This window comes from Herbidospora cretacea, from assembly GCF_001570605.1.
GTDB classification, from domain to species: domain Bacteria; phylum Actinomycetota; class Actinomycetes; order Streptosporangiales; family Streptosporangiaceae; genus Herbidospora; species Herbidospora cretacea.
Window position 1 is genome coordinate 111,749 of sequence record NZ_BBXG01000011.1, and the last position, 14,724, is coordinate 126,472.

Consider the following 14,724-nt stretch of genomic DNA (forward strand, 5'->3'; position numbering starts at 1 on the left):
CTGTGCGCGGGGCCGTTTCGCTTAGTGTGGGCCTCATGGACGCGACCAAGACGATCATCGAGGCCGTCGGCAAGATGCGGCAGCGCCGGACCTCCCCGCTGATGCTGGAGCTCGACCTGACCGAGGGTCTGACCGACGCTCCTCCCGCCGACCCCGTGTCGGCTCTGCTGTCGATGCGCCGGGCCCGGCTGAGCGACGTCATCGGCGGCCTGCGGCGGGCCCGCCGCGACCCCCGGGTGAAGGGCCTGATCGTCAAGATCGGCGGCCAGCCGCTCGGCCTGGCCATGGTCCAGGAGATCCGCAACGCGGTCGTCCACTTCCGGGCCGCCGGGAAGCTCACCGTGGCCTGGGCCGACAGCTACGGCGAGGTCGCCAACGGCACGGTCCCCTACTACCTGGCCAGCGCCTTCGAGAAGGTCTACCTCCAGCCGTCGGGCGACGTCGGGCTGACCGGCGTGGCGATCGAGCAGCGCTTCCTCAAGGGCGCGCTCGGCAAGCTCGACATCGACTACCAGGTGGGCCAGCGGCACCAGTACAAGACCGCCGCCAACACCTTCACCCAAGACCACATGACCGACGCCCACAAGGAGATGACCGGGCGGCTGGCCGAGTCGCTGACCGAGCAGCTCGTGGCCGGCATCGCCGAGGGCCGCGGCCTCGAACCCAAGCGGGTGCGCGAACTCATCGACCAGGGCCCGTTCTACGGCCAGGAGGCCGTCGCGGCCGGCCTGGTCGACGGCCTGAAATACCGCGACGAGGTCTACGCCGACCACGTCCCGCAGGACGCCCTGCTCCTGTACGTCGCCCGCTACGTCAAGGCGCAGCTCCCCAAGATGCCCCACCCGGGCGAGCAGGTGGTCGCGCTCGTCCACGGCCACGGCGCGATCCGGCTGGGCCGCAGCGGCCGCTCGCCGCTGGGCGGCGGCAGCGCGATGGGCTCCGACACGATCAGCGCGGCGATCCGGGCGGCCCGCCGCGACGACAAGGTCCGGGCGATCGTGTTCCGGGTCGACAGCCCCGGCGGCTCCTACACCGCCTCCGACTCCATCTGGCGCGAGGTGATCCTGGCCAGGCGGGCGGGCAAGCCGGTCGTCGTGTCGATGGGCGACGTCGCCGCCTCGGGCGGCTACTTCGTCTCGATGGCCGCCGACGTCATCTTCGCCCAGCCCGGCACCCTCACCGGCTCGATCGGCGTCTTCGGCGGCAAGGCCGTGCTCGGCGGGCTGCTCGACCGGCTCGGGATCTCCACCGAGATCGTCGCCGAGGGCGCCAACGCCGGCATGTTCTCCTCCACCCGGCCGTTCTCCGACTCCCAGTGGGCGCGCATCAACACCTGGCTCGACCGGGTCTACGACGACTTCTTGACCAAGGTCGCCGAGGGCCGCGGGCTGGAGCGAGACAGAGCAGAGTCGCTGGCCAGGGGCCGCGTCTGGACCGGCGCCGACGCGCGGGACAACGGGCTGGTCGACCAGCTCGGCGGGGTCGAAGACGCGCTGGCCGAGGCGCGCAAGCGGGCGGGCCTGGCGGCCGACGCGCCGGTCCGGTCCTACCCGAAGATCAACCCGCTGGAGCGGCTGATCCCGGCCGAGTCGAGCGAGGACAAGACGGCCGCGACAGCCAGGATCCGGCTGGAGGCCTGGGGGCCGCTGTCGGCGTTCGCCGCCGAGCTGGGCCTGCCGGCGGCCGGGCCGCTGATGCTGCCCGGCACGTGGGTCATCCGCTAACTCCTGACCGGGCGGTACCGGCCGCGCAGGCGGGTGAGCGGCGGGCGGGTGGCGTCGACGTAGTCGACCGCCGTCACCTGGGCGAGGAACAGCATGTGGTCGCCGGCCGGGACCACCGTCATGGTCTCGGCCTCGACGGCGGCCACCCCGCCCTCGACGATCAGGGCCTGCGAGTGGGCGCCGCGGTGGTGGGCGACCGAGGCCAGCAGCAGCCGGGCGCCGGGGCGGCCCGGGGTGGCGAAGCGTGAGGCGATGGTCTGCTGGCCGTCGCTGAGCAGCGTGGCCGCCCAGCGGTCGTGCTTGAGCAGCAGTTCGGTCAGGTAGGCGCTGGTCGCGAGGCTGATCAAAACGGTCGGCGGCTCGACCGAGATCGAGAGCAGGCTGGTCACGGTGTTGCCGACGTCGTCCCGTTCGTCCTTCACGGTGACGACGGCGACCCCGGCGGCGAGCTGCGCCATGGCGTCCACGAACGGGAGGCCCGCCGCCGGAGTCGTCATCAGACGAGGCCGTTCTGGGTCAGCCAGTCCTTGGCGACCACGGGCGGGTCGTCCTTGTCGACGGCGATCCGCTTCATCAGTTCGAGCAGGCCCTCGGTGGTGAGCTTGGCCGAGACGGCGTCGAGGGTGGACTTGACGTTGTCGTCCACACCCGACTTGAAGACCAGCGGCGCGATGTTGTCGGCGGCGAAGGCGTTCTTGTTGTCCTGGAGCGAGACCAGGTCGTTGAGCAGGATCTTCGGGTCGGTGGTGAAGACGTTGCCGGCCTGGATGGTGCCGCTCTTGATGGCGTCGGCGGTGGTGTCGGCCGTGGGCTCCCAGGCCTTGAACTCCAGGCCGTAGGTGTCCTTGAAGTTCTTCTCCTGACGCTCCTTGAACTCCGGCGGGCCGCCGACCTTGAGGTCCTTGGAGATCTTCGCCAGGTCCTCGATCGTGGTCAGGCCCTTCTCGGTCGCGAAGGCCTTGGTGACCGTGAGGGAGTTGCCGTCCTGGGCGGCGGCCGGGGTGAGGACCTCGACCTCCGGGGGGAGCTTGGTCTTCAGGGCGGCGACGACGTCGTCGGTCGACTTGGCCGTGGTGGCCGGGTCGACGAAGGCCAGCAGGGAGCCGACGTACTCGGGGAGCACGGTCAGGCCACCGCTCTTGACCTGGTCGAAGACGACCTCACGGGAGCCGATGTTGGGCTTCTCCTCGACCGTGACGCCCTTGGCCTGGAGGGCCTGCGCGTAGATCGAGCCGAGCAGCACGCTCTCGGGGAAGTTGAAGGAGCCGACGACGACCGTGGTGGAAGCGGCGGCGGAGCCCCCCGTGGCGGCGGGCGCGGTCGGGGTGGCCTGCGTCAACGGGTCGCCGCCACCTCCTCCGCAGGCGGATAGGGCGAACACCGCGGCGACCGCGGTGATGAATGCTCGTTTCACGTACATTCCCTTCAAAATCGGGGGATTAGGTAGAGATTAGCGGACCTGTCGCACCCCCGGCGAGACGATTACCCGGTTGAGCAGCGTGAACCCGGCCTGCACGGCCAGCGCCAGCAGCACCACCAGCACGGCGCCGCCGAACACCTCGGCGTAGTTCTTGGTCGCCAGCCCGTCGATGATGTATCTCCCCAGTCCCCCGAGCCCGACGTACGCCGCGACGGTCGCCGTGGCGACCACCGTGATGGCCGACAGCCGCAGCCCCAGCAGGATGAGCGGCAGTGCAACAGGCAGCAACGCCCGGAACAGCACCTGACTTCCCCGCAGGCCCATTCCGTATGCGGCGTCGCGCAGATCGGGGTCGGCGCCCCGGATGCCCTCGTAGGTGTTGACCAGGATCGGCGGGACGGCGAGCGCGATCAAAGGGATCAGCACCGGCCAGAGAGTGCCCACCCCGATGAGCAGCACGACCAGCACGAGCAGGCCCAGCGTGGGCAGCGCGCGGGCGGCGTTGGCCGACACGACGACGATGACCGCGCCCCGGCCGGTGTGCCCGATGAGCAGGCCGAGCGGGACCGCGATGAGCGCGGCGATGGCGAAGGCAAGGAAGGAGTATTCGAGGTGCTGGAGCAGCCGGATCGGGATCGCGTCGTCGCCCGACCAGTATTCGGCGCTGCCGAAGAACTCGATGAGCCAGTTCACGAGGTTCTCCTCGCCCATGGCGTCAGCAGGCGCTGGGCCACGATGATGACCAGGTCGGCGACCAGGGCCAGCGCGACCACGAGCACGATGCCCACGACGATCGGGGTGTAGAACTGCCGCTGCCAGCCGTCGATGAACAGGTAGCCGAGGCCGCCCTGCCCGATCAGCGCGCCCACGCTGACCAGCGAGATGCTCGACACCGCCGCGACCCGCAGCCCGGCCAGCACGACCGGGACCGCGATCGGCAACTCGACCCTGAGCAGCCTGGAGACGGGCTGGAAGCCCATGGCGACCGCCGACTGGCGCACGTGGTCGGGAACCGACCGCATGCCGTCGACCACGGCGGGGATGAGCACCGCGAGCGAGAACAGGGTCAGCGGGATGATGACGGTCGTCTGGGTCAGGCCGGTGACCGACAGCAGGATCGAGAACAGCGCCAGCGACGGCAGCGAGTAGACGACGTTCATGATGCCGACGGTCGGCTGGTAGAGCCACCGGTAACGGGCGCACGCGAGGCCGAGCGGGATCGCGATGAGCAGCCCGGCGACGACGGGCACGAACGCCATCACGATGTGGTTCTCCAGCAGCACCTTCACCGAGGTGGGGCCGCCGTTGTCCCAGTTGCGGGCGATCCAGTCCCAGCGGACGAGGGGCTCATCCACGGGCCGCCCCCACCAGCACGGCCTGGTCGACCACCCCGAGCACCCGCCCGTCGTCGTCGACGGCCACCGCCAGCCCGTCGGGCGACAGCAGCGCCGCGTCGAGCGCGGCCCGCAGCGAGTCCTTCGCCGGGTTGAAGGTGCCGTGGCCCTCGGGGGTCACGCCGTCGGGCGCGGGTTCGAGCGCCAGGTCCTTGGCCGGGACGAACCCGAGCCGCCGGATCCCCCGGTCGCGCCCGAGGAACTCGCGCACGAAGTCGTCGGCCGGGTCGCTCAGCAGGTCGGCGGGCTCGGCGATCTGGGCCAGCTTCCCGCCCACCCGCAGCACCGCGACCGTGTCGCCGAGCTTGACCGCCTCGTCGATGTCGTGGGTGACGAAGACGATCGTCTTGTGCAGCTCGGCCTGGAGCCGGAGCAGCTCCTCCTGGAGCGAGGTGCGCACGATCGGGTCGACGGCGCTGAAGGGCTCGTCCATCAGCAGGACCGGCGGGTCGGCGGCCAGCGCGCGGGCCACCCCGACGCGCTGCTGCTGGCCGCCGGAGAGCTGGAAGGGGTAGCGGCGGGCCAGCTTGGGGTCGAGCCCGACGCGTTCGAGGAGCTCCATCGCGCGGTCGCGGGCCTTCCTCTTGTCCCAGCCGAGCAGCAGCGGCACCGTCGCGACGTTGTCGACGATGCGGCGGTGGGGGAACAGGCCGGCCTGCTGGATGACGTAGCCGATTCCTCTGCGCAGGGTCGCCGGGTCGACGCCGGTGACGTCCTTCCCGTCGAGGAGGATGCGGCCCTCGGTGGGGTCGATCATGCGGTTGATCATCCGGAGCGATGTGGTCTTGCCGCAGCCCGAAGGGCCGACGAAGACCGTGATGGCACCGGTCGGCACCTCGAGCGAGAGGTCGTCGACCGCGACCGTCCCGTCGGCGTACCGTTTCGTGACGCCGTCAAATGTGATCACTGGCGACCTCTGTCCAGGGGTGTTGATCTCCGCGGCCAGCCTACGAGGGCTTTGTTACATTCCGAAAATGATCAATGCATACTGCCCAGAAGAATATGAATCAAAAGCCCACTAATTAGTGCGCTCCAGCCCTTGGTGGCGGCATGATTGACGTACGATCCCTCCACTTCAACACCAGGGGTACCGGCCGTGACAACACCGCTCACGGGTCAGCGTTCCAGGAGCGACCTGATCGCCGAGCTCTACGAGCGTCACGCCGCCGGGCTGTTCGCCTACTGCCACGACCAACTGGGTGAGACGGCCTCGGCCGCCGACGCCCTGGTGGCCGTGCTCGCGGGCGTCCCGCCGACGGATCCGCCTCGCGCGGCGCTCTACTCCCTCGCCCGGCGCGAGATCTACCGCCGCGACGTCAGCTACGCGATGCCCGCCGTCGACTCGATCGCCGACCCGGCGACCGCCCTCATCGAACGCGTCTTCCGCGACATCCGCCCCCACCAGCGCGAGGTCCTGCTGCTGTCGGCCCACTGCGGGCTCGACGGCGCCGAACTCGCCCTGGTGCTCGACGTGGCCGCCGACACCGCCGCCGAACTGGCGACCAGCGCCCGCCACCGGTTCGCCCAGACCCTGTCCACCGCGGTCGCCGCCGCCCGCACCGCGCCGTTCGTGGCCCGCGACGTCGAAGAGGTGTACGACGCCATCGGGGTCGCCCCCCTCGAAGACGTGCTGGCCCGGCTCCCCTGGCGCGAGCCGCCGGGCGACGTGCTGCGGCGCGTCCAGGCAGCGCTCCCTTTCGACACGGCGCCGCCGGTCCCCCGGAAGGCGACCGCGCTGCCGGTCCGCAGGCTCTGGCCGACCGCGCCGTCGTGGCCGCTGCCGCTGGCGACCGAGACCGACCCGGCGACCAACACGACGGTCGTCCCGCTCGACGACCTGACCAACCCCACGAAGATCGCGGAGCGCCGCCGTAGGCACGAGGCGCTCACCCAGCCGATGCCCCGGCTGCGCGGCTCGATCCTGAAGAACATCGGCAACGGCCCGCCCAAGCGCCGCCGCATGGCGATGCCCACCCCGGTCGCGCCGGAAGACGCGCCCGCCCCGCCCGAGACGGTGGAGGCGGTCGAGGCCGTCGTCGAGGATCAGCTCGCGGCGTTCTCGAAGATGGAGTCGTTCGACGCCTTCACGACCGAGACGGAGACCTCGCAGCCCGAGCAGACCGAAACGGTCGCCCCGGTCGTCCCGGCTCCGGACCTGCTCGCCGAGGAGCCCGAGTCGCCGGGCGAGACGACCATGCCCGACCTGCTGCCCTCCGACCGGCTGGTGTTCGCCAGGCCGGTGGCCGACGACATCGAGGACATGCCGCAGGGCTCGACGACGGTCGGCGAGCCAGAGGAGAGCGCCCTGCTCCGGGCGGTGCAGACGGGCTCGCTGCCCGAGGCGCCGATCGCCCTGCCCGAACCGGCGGCGGCCCGGACTCATTCGGGGCGGCGCGCGCCGCGCGCGAAGGCGAAGCCTCAGGAGAAGCACCACGACTGGGCGTGGGAGCTGATCGGGTTCCTGATCTGTCTCGCCATCGCCGTGCTGGTCTTCTTCTCGATGCCCCTGCTGGTCTGAGACCCGCGGGTCACCAGGACAGGCGGACCGTCCCGGTCGCGTGGACGCCCCGCGCCGACCGGGCGCGCACTTCGACGGCGACGACGCCGGAGGCGCCGCTCGTCACGGTGCCGGTGACGGTGACGACGTCGCCCGCTTCGGCGGGGACGCCGAGTCTGACGTTCAGGCCGCGGAGGAAGGCGTCCGTCCCGGCCCAGCCGGTCACGTAGCCCTCGACCACGGTCATCGTGGCGAGCAGGGTGAGCGGGGCGTCGCCGGGCGGGAGTTCCCGGCGCGGGAGTTCGGTGCCGACTCGGATGTCCGGTGTCCACATCTCGCCGCTCCACGGGGCGGGCCGGCAGGAGGCCGGGAACACCGCGCCGCGCCTGGGGTTGGTCAGGGTTCGCATGGTCACGGCTCCCGGTGTCGGTGGGTGACGCCCTACGCCGGTCGCCGCGGCGTGGGACCGTTGGGAGACGGCACGCCGGGCGGACCGGGTCTGGGCGGACTGTCGCAGCGCTCCGGGTCCGCCGCACCGCAGGACCCGGAAGCTCTCCGCAGGTGAACCCTCCCAGATGCCCCGGCTGTCCCGGTTGGCCAGGTGATCGGGCGGTTGGGCTCGGGGTTCACCGGGATGAGGTTTTCCCCCTCACAAGTGGAACTCCCGCATCCCCGCAGGCCACGGGAGATGCGGTATGTCGTTTTTGCTCCTGGAGACGGTCCGGTCACCGAGGCGGGCGGGGAAGCTGGAGGCCGAGCAGGGCGATGAGTTCGCGCTGGACCTCGTTGACGCCGCCGCCGAAGGTCAGCACCAGGCCGCCCTTCACCCCCCGATCGACCCGTTCCATCAGGTCGCGGGTGGCCTCGTCGGCCGGGTCTCCGAAGCGGGCCAGGGTCTCGCCGACGACGCGGCCGACGTCCTGCATGCGCTCGGAGCCGTAGATCTTGGTGGCGGAGGCGTCGGGGGCGGCCAGCCAGCCGAGGTCCATCGTGGCGGCGACCTGCCAGTTGAGCAGTTCGTTGGTGCGGAAGGCGGCGTACACGGAGCCGAGGGCCCGGCGCACCGCCGGTTCGGCGATCATCCCGGACGTGTGCGCCCAGGCCTTGAAGCGGTCGTAGGTGTGGGCGATGTTGCCGGCCGGGCCGAGGGTCACGCGTTCGTGGTTGAGCTGGTTGACGATGAGGTCCCAGCCCCTGCCGACCTCGCCGACGACCATGTCGGCCGGGACGCGGACGTCGGTGAAGTAGGTGCTGTTGGTGTGGTGGCGGCCGTCCATGGTGATGATGGGCGTCCACGAGAAGCCCGGGTCGTCGGTGGAGACGATCATCATGGTGATGCCGCGGTGCTTCTTGGCGGTCTGCTCGGTGCGGGCGGCGAGCCAGATGTGGTCGGCGTGGTGGGCACCCGAGGTGAAGATCTTCTGGCCGTTGACGACGTAGTGGTCGCCGTCGCGGACCGCCGTGGTCGTCAGGGAGGCCAGGTCGGTGCCGGCGCCCGGTTCGCTGTAGCCGATGGCGAAGTGGCACTCGCCCGCGAGGATGCGCGGCAGGAAGCGGGCCTTCTGCTCGGGGGTGCCGTACTGCATCAGGGTGGGGCCGACCGTCTGCAGGGTGATGATCGGGTAGGGGACCTCGGCGCGGGCGATCTCGTTGGCGAAGATCTGCTGTTCGAGGGGGCCGTAGCCGCGGCCGCCGTACTCCTCCGGCCAGCCCAGGCCGAGCATGCCCGCCTGGCCGAGGCGGCGGCAGTGGTCCATGTAGGCGACGCCGAAGGGGTCGGCGGCGATGGCGGCGCGCTGGTCGCCGGTGAGGCAGGTGGCGAAGTAGGCGCGGAGCTCCTCGCGCAGCGCGCGCTGCGCGTCGGTCAGTTCGACGAACATTCCAGCTCCCCCAGCAGGTCGAGCTGCGCCTCCGCGCCGCCGAGGGCGTGCGCGGCGTGCTTGCCCCAGGCGAAGTAGCGGTGCAGCGGGTAGGAGACGTCGACGCCCAGGCCGCCGTGCAGGTGCTGGCAGGTGTAGAGGGCCCGCAGCGCCGAGTCGGCGGTGTGCAGGGCGGCGACGGCCAGGTCGCGGTCGGCGTCCAAACCGTTCGCGAGCCGGAACACGCCCGACCAGACGGCTGCGTCGAGCGCCCGGGTCGCGATGTAGACGTCGGCGATCTGCATGGTGACGGCCTGGAACTCGGCCAGCGCGCGGTCGAACTGGCGGCGCGTCCTGACGTGGTCGGTGGTGATCTTCAACGCCTGGGCCAGCACCCCCGAGGCGGTGGCGGCCAGCGCGGCGTGCACCAGGAGACCGAGGTCGTGGGCGGCCCCGGCGATCAGCTCTCCCGGGGCGTCGTCGAGGGTGATCACTCCGGCCGGCTCCCCGGTCGCGGTCGGAGTCTCCTGTACGACCACCGCCTCGCGGCCGACCACGTACACGTCGCTCTGGACCGTCACCAGCACCGCCGCCGCCTGCGCGGCGTAGGGGACGCCGGTCTTGCGCCCGGTGAGACGGCCGCCGGCCACGGTGACGTCGCCTCTGAGCGCATAGGTGAACGGCGCGCCGCCCTCCGCCACGGGGGCCAGCCGCTCCCCCGGCCCGTGGCGGCCGATGGTCAGCCCGGTGACCAGCGCGGGCAGCAGCGGCACGGGCGCGACGTGCGCCCCCAGCTCCCGCAGGAGCACCGCCATCTCGATCGGCCCGAGCCCCGCGCCGCCGGCCTCCTCGGGCAGGCAGGCCCCGACCAGACCGGCGCGGGCCATCGTGGCCCACAGGCGCGCGTCGTAGGGCTCGCCGCTCCTCTCGTGGTTCTCCGGGTCGCTCTCCTTGTCGAAAAGCCCGGCCGCGAGGGTGCGCAACTCGCGTTGCGGCTCGTCGAGATCGAAATCCACCAACCGAAGTTAGAACGGATTCTAGTAAGTGTCCACAGCCCCGTGACTGGTGAGTAACCAGCCGGTGGGGGACCTGGTCAGATAACCTGTTCCTTTATGGAAGCGGTCCAGGACCTCCCGCCCGGCACGGCTCCGGGCCTGCGCACCAAGAGCCAGCTCCAGCGGCGCAGGCGCATCCTCCAGGCCGCGGCGGCGCTGGCCTCCCGGGGCGGCGTCGAGGCGATGCAGATGCGGACGGTCGCCGAGCGGGCCGGCGTCGCACTGGGCACTCTCTACCGCTATTTCCCCTCGAAGATGGACCTCGTGGTCGCCGTGGTGGGCGAGGAGCTCGACATGCTGGAGTCGAGCATCGCCCGCCGTCCCCCGGCGGCGCTGACCCCCGACGGGCGCGCGGTCGACGTGCTGATGCGGGCCACGCGGGGCCTGATGCGCGAGCCCGAGCTGGCCGACGCGCTGATCAGGGCGCTGATCCTGGCCGACGTCGAGCTGCCGTTCGGCGACCGGATGGCCGGGCTGCTGCTGCGGGTGGCGGGCCTGTCCGAGGCCGCGGCCGACGAGGAGCAGGCGGTGCTGGCGGCCTCGCTCGGCGCGGTGTGGGTGCAGGAGCTGCTGGAGATGCTGCGCGGGCGGCGGACCTACGAGGACATCCAGCGGCGGATCGAGATCGCGGCCTCGCGGCTGCTGGCCGACTTCCCGGCCTGACTAGAACGCGTTACAGTTTCTGGCATGGGGACGCCGGTGATCGTGGAGGGCGTCCGGTCGCCGATAGGCAGGCGAGGCGGCTGGCTGGCGGAGCTCAAGCCACAGGCGCTGCTCGCCGCCGTGCTGACCGGGCTGGTCGAGAAGGCCGGGATCGATCCCCTGGCCGTCGAGCAGGTCTTCGCCGGGTGTGTCACCCAGGCCGGTGAGCAGGGCGGGCATGTCGGGCGGCACGCCTGGCTCTACGCCGGGCTCCCCCACCAGGCGGGTGTCACCACGCTCGACGCGCAGTGCGGGTCGTCGCAGCAGGCCGTGCACCTGGTGGCGGCCCTGATCCAGGCCGGGGTGATCGACGTCGGGATCGCGTGCGGCGTCGAGTCGATGAGCCGCCAGCCGCTCGGTTCGAACGTGCTGCCCGCGAACCCCAGGCCGGACGACTGGTCGATCGACCTGCCCGACCAGTTCACCGCCGCCGAGCGCATCGCCGCCCGGCGTGGCCTGACCCGCGCCGACCTCGACGCCTTCGGCGCGCGTTCCCAGCAGCAGGCGGCCATGGCGTGGGCGCGGGGGCGCTTCGACCGCGAGGTCGTCCCCGTCGCCGGGGTGACCCGCGACCAGGGGCTGCGCGAGACGACGGCCGAGGGCCTGGCCGGGCTGAGGCCCGTCATGGGCGAGGGCGGCCTCCACACCGCCGGGACGTCGTCGCAGATCTCCGACGGCGCGGCGGCGGTGCTGCTGACGAGCGAGGAGGCGGCGGAGCGGCACGGCCTGCGCCCCCGCGCCCGCGTCCGCGCCCAGGCGCTGGTCGGCGCGGAGCCCTACTTCCACCTGGACGGCCCCGTGGACGCCACCACGCGCGTGCTGGACCGGACCGGCATGTCCATGTCGGACTTCGACCTCTTCGAGGTTAACGAGGCTTTCGCGGCCATCGTCCTGTCGTGGGCGTCCGTCCACCGGCCCGACTTCACGCGCGTCAACGTGAACGGCGGCGCGATCGCCCTGGGCCACCCCGTCGGCGCGACCGGCGCCCGCCTGATCACCACGGCCCTGCACGAGCTCGAACGCGCGGACGCCTCGACCGCGCTGGTGACCATGTGCGCGGGCGGGGCCCTGGCGACCGCGACCGTCCTCGAACGCGCGTGAGCCGTTCGGGGGAGGGGCGACACGCGACGTTCATGGGGGTTTGGCACCATGGTCGCGGTGACAGGCGCTTGATGGGGGCCGGATGACTGAGCGTGATGTGCGGACGCGGCGTGCCTACAGCGCCCAGAAGGTCACCGACCTCGGCGACGGGGTGTGGAGCGTGCCGGTGCCGATCCCGGGCAACCCGCTTGGCTACACGCTCGTCTACGCCGTCGAGTCGCCCGCCGGGCCGGTGCTGATCGACGCCGGGTGGAACCACCCCGAGGCGTTCGAGGCGCTGGAGAGCGGGCTCGCGCAGGCGGGCATCGCGCTCGCCGACCTGCGCGGGGTCGTCGTGACCCACTACCACCCCGACCACGCCGGGCTGGCCGGGCAGGTCAGGGAGGCCTCCGGCGGCTGGATCGCCATGCACGAGGCCGACGCCGAGATGGTCCGCATGTTCCACGACATGGCCGCGGCCGACGACCGGCCCCGGATCCAGACCGACATGCTGCGCCGGGCGGGCGCCTCGCCCGAGGAGGTGCCGGCCGCCATCATGCCCGCGCCCGCTCCCCCGGCCATGCCCGACGTCCACCTGGCCGACGGGGCGCTCGTGGACCTCCCCGGGCGCAGGCTGCGCACCGTGTGGACCCCCGGGCACTCCCCCGGGCACATCTGCCTCCACCTCGAAGACGGTGATCGGGTCTTCACCGGCGACCACGTGTTGCCCGGCATCACCCCCCATATCGGGATGTATCCCTACGACCGAACCGACGTCGACCCCCTCGGCGAGTTCCTGGCCTCGCTCGGCAAGATCGCCACGTTCGGCCCGCTGGAGGCCCTGCCCGCCCACGAGTGGACGTTCACCGACGTCGCCGCCCGCGCCGGGGAGATCGTGGAGCACCACGAGGAGAAGCTGACGAAGCTGGTCGCCTCGATGACCGAGGCCGACCGGCCGCTGACCATCTGGACCATCGCGTCGCTGATGACGTGGAACCGGCGGTGGGAGGACCTGCCGCCGATGCTGCGCGGGATGGCCGCCGGGGAGGCCGCCGCCCACCTGCGGACACTCGAGGTGCGCGGATTGGTGAGGCGCACGGGAGGTGATCCGGTCACGTTCGTCGTACACTCCTAGACATCGGATGTCTGAGGGTGGGTGCGAGGCGTGGCGGTAACCGATACGGCGATAGACCGGATCAAGGACATGATCCTCAAGGGAGAGCTGGCGCCGGGGGCGCGGCTGCCCAAGGAGGCCGACCTCGCCGAACGGCTCGGGCTGTCCCGCAACTCGCTGCGTGAGGCGGTGCGGGCGCTGGCGTTGATCAACGTCCTCGACGTCCGCCAGGGCGACGGCACCTATGTCACCAGTCTCGAACCGCGCCTGCTGCTCGACGCCCTCTCGTTCGTGGTCGACTTCCACCGCGACGACACGGTGCTCCAGTTCTTCGAGGTCCGCCGCATCCTCGAACCGGCCGCCACCGCCAAGGCCGCCGTCCACATGACCGACTCGGGCATCGAGGAGCTCCGCAAGATCCTCGACTCGCTCCCCGAGAACCCCACGGTCGAGCAGCTCGTCGCCAACGACCTCGAGTTCCACCAGCGCATCGCCGAGGGCTCCGGCAACGCCGTCCTCTGCTCCCTCATCGAGAGCCTGTCGGGCCCGACGACCAGGGCCCGCATCTGGCGCGGCCTGACCCAGTCGAACGCCCCCAGCAAGACCCTCGACCAGCACTACGCCATCTACGGCGCGATCGCGGCCCGCCAGCCCGAGGTGGCCCAGGCGTGGGCGACCGTCCACATCGCCGACGTGGAGTCGTGGCTGCGGCAGGCGCTGTAGCTCACGCCTTCGACGCGGGCGGCTGGGGCCGGACCGCGCCCTGGAAGCGCTTGGTCCAGAACGGCGCCGTGAGCACCTCCACGCGTTTGACGACGTCGCCGGTGCGCGGGGCGTGGATCATGTCGCCGTCGCCGGCGTAGATGCCGACGTGGGACGGGTCGGTTCTGGTCGCGCCGAAGAACAGCAGGTCACCCGGCATCAGGTCCCTGGTCTGCACGGGTTTGCCCTGCTTGATCTGGGTGCCGGTGTAGTGGCCGAGGGTGACCCCGGCCTTGGCCCAGGCGGCGAGGGTCAGGCCCGAGCAGTCGAAGCCGACCCGGTTGGCGCCCTTGCCGATCCCCCGGCTGGGGCCGCTCGCATTGCCGCCGCCCCACACGTAGGGGATGCCGAGCCACTTGGTCGCCGCCCGCAGCGCGATCGCGCCGGGGCTGGAATCACGGTCGCCCTCCTCGCGCGGTCCGGGCTTGGTCCGGGGTTTGACCTCGACGCCGGGCGGCCCCTCGGACTTGGCCGGGGGTCGGCGGTCGTCGGTCTTCTTGGGTCTGGGCCTCGGCTCGGCGTCGACCTCCGGCCGGACAGAGGCCTCTTCCGGAGGCGCGGCGTCGACCTGAGCGATGCCGTTCTGGGCGGTCCCGTTGTGGCCGGTCCCGTTGTGGCCGGTCCCGTTCTGGGCGGTCCCGTTCTGGGCGGTCCCGTTGTGGCCGGTGCCGTTCTGGGCGGTCCCGTTCTGGGCGGTCCCGTGCTGTGCTGGAAACGGGCGGATGTCGCGATCAGCGGGGCCGAAGATCAAGCCCGGCGGGTCGTCGAGGTCGTCCCACGCCTCGGCCCACGGCCCTTCGGGCCCCCACGGGTCGAAGCCCTCCCACTCCGGGGGCGGCCACACGTGGCCCCACTCCTCCGCGAGTTCGGCGAGGTCGATCAGCTCGTCGAGTTCGTCGCCCGGGTCGTCGGACGGTCCGGCGGGGGCGCGGAACACGTACCGGAAAGAGGCGGGCACGGGACACGGCCCGACGTCGGGGCCGGGGATCCCCGGGGTGCAGAGGACGGCCGTGAGGAGGGTGGTGAGCATCCGGAACTCCTGGGTCGTGAAGACAAGGGCGACCCAAGAGTCCGGGGGGTTACGCTGAGTGCGCGGCCTAGAACTGCGTTCTGTGGA

General features: G+C 71.7%; 15 protein-coding genes. 6 read left to right on the top strand and 9 right to left on the bottom strand.

Going from position 1 to position 14,724, the window contains the following annotated elements:
• Positions 1 to 35 precede the first annotated feature (35 nt).
• Positions 36 to 1,724: a signal peptide peptidase SppA gene (sppA, locus tag AW270_RS22545; protein ID WP_061297113.1), complete on the top strand. Its 1,689-nt coding sequence runs from the start codon at positions 36 to 38 to the stop codon at positions 1,722 to 1,724.
• Here the strand turns inward: sppA and AW270_RS22550 are convergent.
• Genes AW270_RS22550 through AW270_RS22570 form a run of 5 tightly spaced genes read right to left on the bottom strand, consistent with a single transcriptional unit; the run spans position 1,721 to position 5,445 of the window.
• Entirely contained in the window at positions 1,721 to 2,221 is a 501-nt protein-coding gene (locus tag AW270_RS22550) for a flavin reductase family protein (protein ID WP_061297114.1), read from the bottom strand. The two genes, sppA and AW270_RS22550, sit on opposite strands and share 4 nt — an antisense overlap.
• On the bottom strand, positions 2,221 to 3,138 hold the full coding sequence (locus tag AW270_RS22555) for an ABC transporter substrate-binding protein (protein WP_061297211.1): 918 nt from the start codon (positions 3,136 to 3,138) through the stop codon (positions 2,221 to 2,223). Before AW270_RS22555 ends, AW270_RS22550 begins: the two co-directional genes overlap by 1 nt.
• Before the next feature lie 36 nt (positions 3,139 to 3,174).
• Complete coding sequence (locus AW270_RS22560) at positions 3,175 to 3,855, bottom strand: ABC transporter permease (RefSeq protein WP_061297115.1); 681 nt, start codon at positions 3,853 to 3,855, stop codon at positions 3,175 to 3,177.
• Complete coding sequence (locus AW270_RS22565; protein ID WP_061297116.1) at positions 3,834 to 4,499, bottom strand: ABC transporter permease; 666 nt, start codon at positions 4,497 to 4,499, stop codon at positions 3,834 to 3,836. The genes AW270_RS22560 and AW270_RS22565 overlap by 22 nt, the downstream gene beginning before the upstream one ends.
• Positions 4,492 to 5,445 (bottom strand): ABC transporter ATP-binding protein, encoded by a 954-nt coding sequence (locus AW270_RS22570; protein WP_061297117.1) that lies wholly within the window; start codon positions 5,443 to 5,445, stop codon positions 4,492 to 4,494. The genes AW270_RS22565 and AW270_RS22570 overlap by 8 nt, the downstream gene beginning before the upstream one ends.
• A gap of 189 nt (positions 5,446 to 5,634) precedes the next feature.
• On the opposite strand from AW270_RS22570, the gene AW270_RS22575 reads away from it, so the two are divergent.
• Positions 5,635 to 7,056, top strand: coding sequence for a hypothetical protein (locus AW270_RS22575; protein ID WP_061297118.1), 1,422 nt, complete (start codon positions 5,635 to 5,637; stop codon positions 7,054 to 7,056).
• A gap of 10 nt (positions 7,057 to 7,066) precedes the next feature.
• Here the strand turns inward: AW270_RS22575 and AW270_RS22580 are convergent, their stop codons facing one another.
• From AW270_RS22580 to AW270_RS22590, 3 genes are all read right to left on the bottom strand, one after another.
• Positions 7,067 to 7,450 (bottom strand): hotdog family protein, encoded by a 384-nt coding sequence (locus tag AW270_RS22580; protein WP_157522413.1) that lies wholly within the window; start codon positions 7,448 to 7,450, stop codon positions 7,067 to 7,069.
• Positions 7,451 to 7,760: 310 nt separating this feature from the next.
• Complete coding sequence (locus tag AW270_RS22585; RefSeq protein ID WP_061297120.1) at positions 7,761 to 8,915, bottom strand: acyl-CoA dehydrogenase family protein; 1,155 nt, start codon at positions 8,913 to 8,915, stop codon at positions 7,761 to 7,763.
• Complete coding sequence (locus AW270_RS22590) at positions 8,900 to 9,910, bottom strand: acyl-CoA dehydrogenase family protein (RefSeq protein ID WP_061297121.1); 1,011 nt, start codon at positions 9,908 to 9,910, stop codon at positions 8,900 to 8,902. The genes AW270_RS22585 and AW270_RS22590 overlap by 16 nt, the downstream gene beginning before the upstream one ends.
• A 96-nt stretch (positions 9,911 to 10,006) precedes the next feature.
• On the opposite strand from AW270_RS22590, the gene AW270_RS22595 reads away from it, so the two are divergent.
• From AW270_RS22595 to AW270_RS22610, 4 genes are all read left to right on the top strand, one after another.
• Complete coding sequence (locus AW270_RS22595; protein ID WP_061297122.1) at positions 10,007 to 10,612, top strand: TetR family transcriptional regulator; 606 nt, start codon at positions 10,007 to 10,009, stop codon at positions 10,610 to 10,612.
• 24 nt (positions 10,613 to 10,636) lie between these two features.
• Positions 10,637 to 11,752, top strand: coding sequence for a steroid 3-ketoacyl-CoA thiolase (locus tag AW270_RS22600; RefSeq protein WP_061297123.1), 1,116 nt, complete (start codon positions 10,637 to 10,639; stop codon positions 11,750 to 11,752).
• Between the two features lie 82 nt (positions 11,753 to 11,834).
• Positions 11,835 to 12,866: an MBL fold metallo-hydrolase gene (locus AW270_RS22605; RefSeq protein WP_061297124.1), complete on the top strand. Its 1,032-nt coding sequence runs from the start codon at positions 11,835 to 11,837 to the stop codon at positions 12,864 to 12,866.
• Positions 12,867 to 12,896: 30 nt separating this feature from the next.
• Positions 12,897 to 13,568 (top strand): FadR/GntR family transcriptional regulator, encoded by a 672-nt coding sequence (locus AW270_RS22610; protein WP_061297125.1) that lies wholly within the window; start codon positions 12,897 to 12,899, stop codon positions 13,566 to 13,568.
• A gap of 1 nt (position 13,569) precedes the next feature.
• On the opposite strand, the gene AW270_RS40620 is transcribed toward AW270_RS22610, so the two are convergent.
• Positions 13,570 to 14,637, bottom strand: coding sequence for a C40 family peptidase (locus AW270_RS40620; RefSeq protein WP_061297126.1), 1,068 nt, complete (start codon positions 14,635 to 14,637; stop codon positions 13,570 to 13,572).
• Positions 14,638 to 14,724 lie beyond the last annotated feature (87 nt).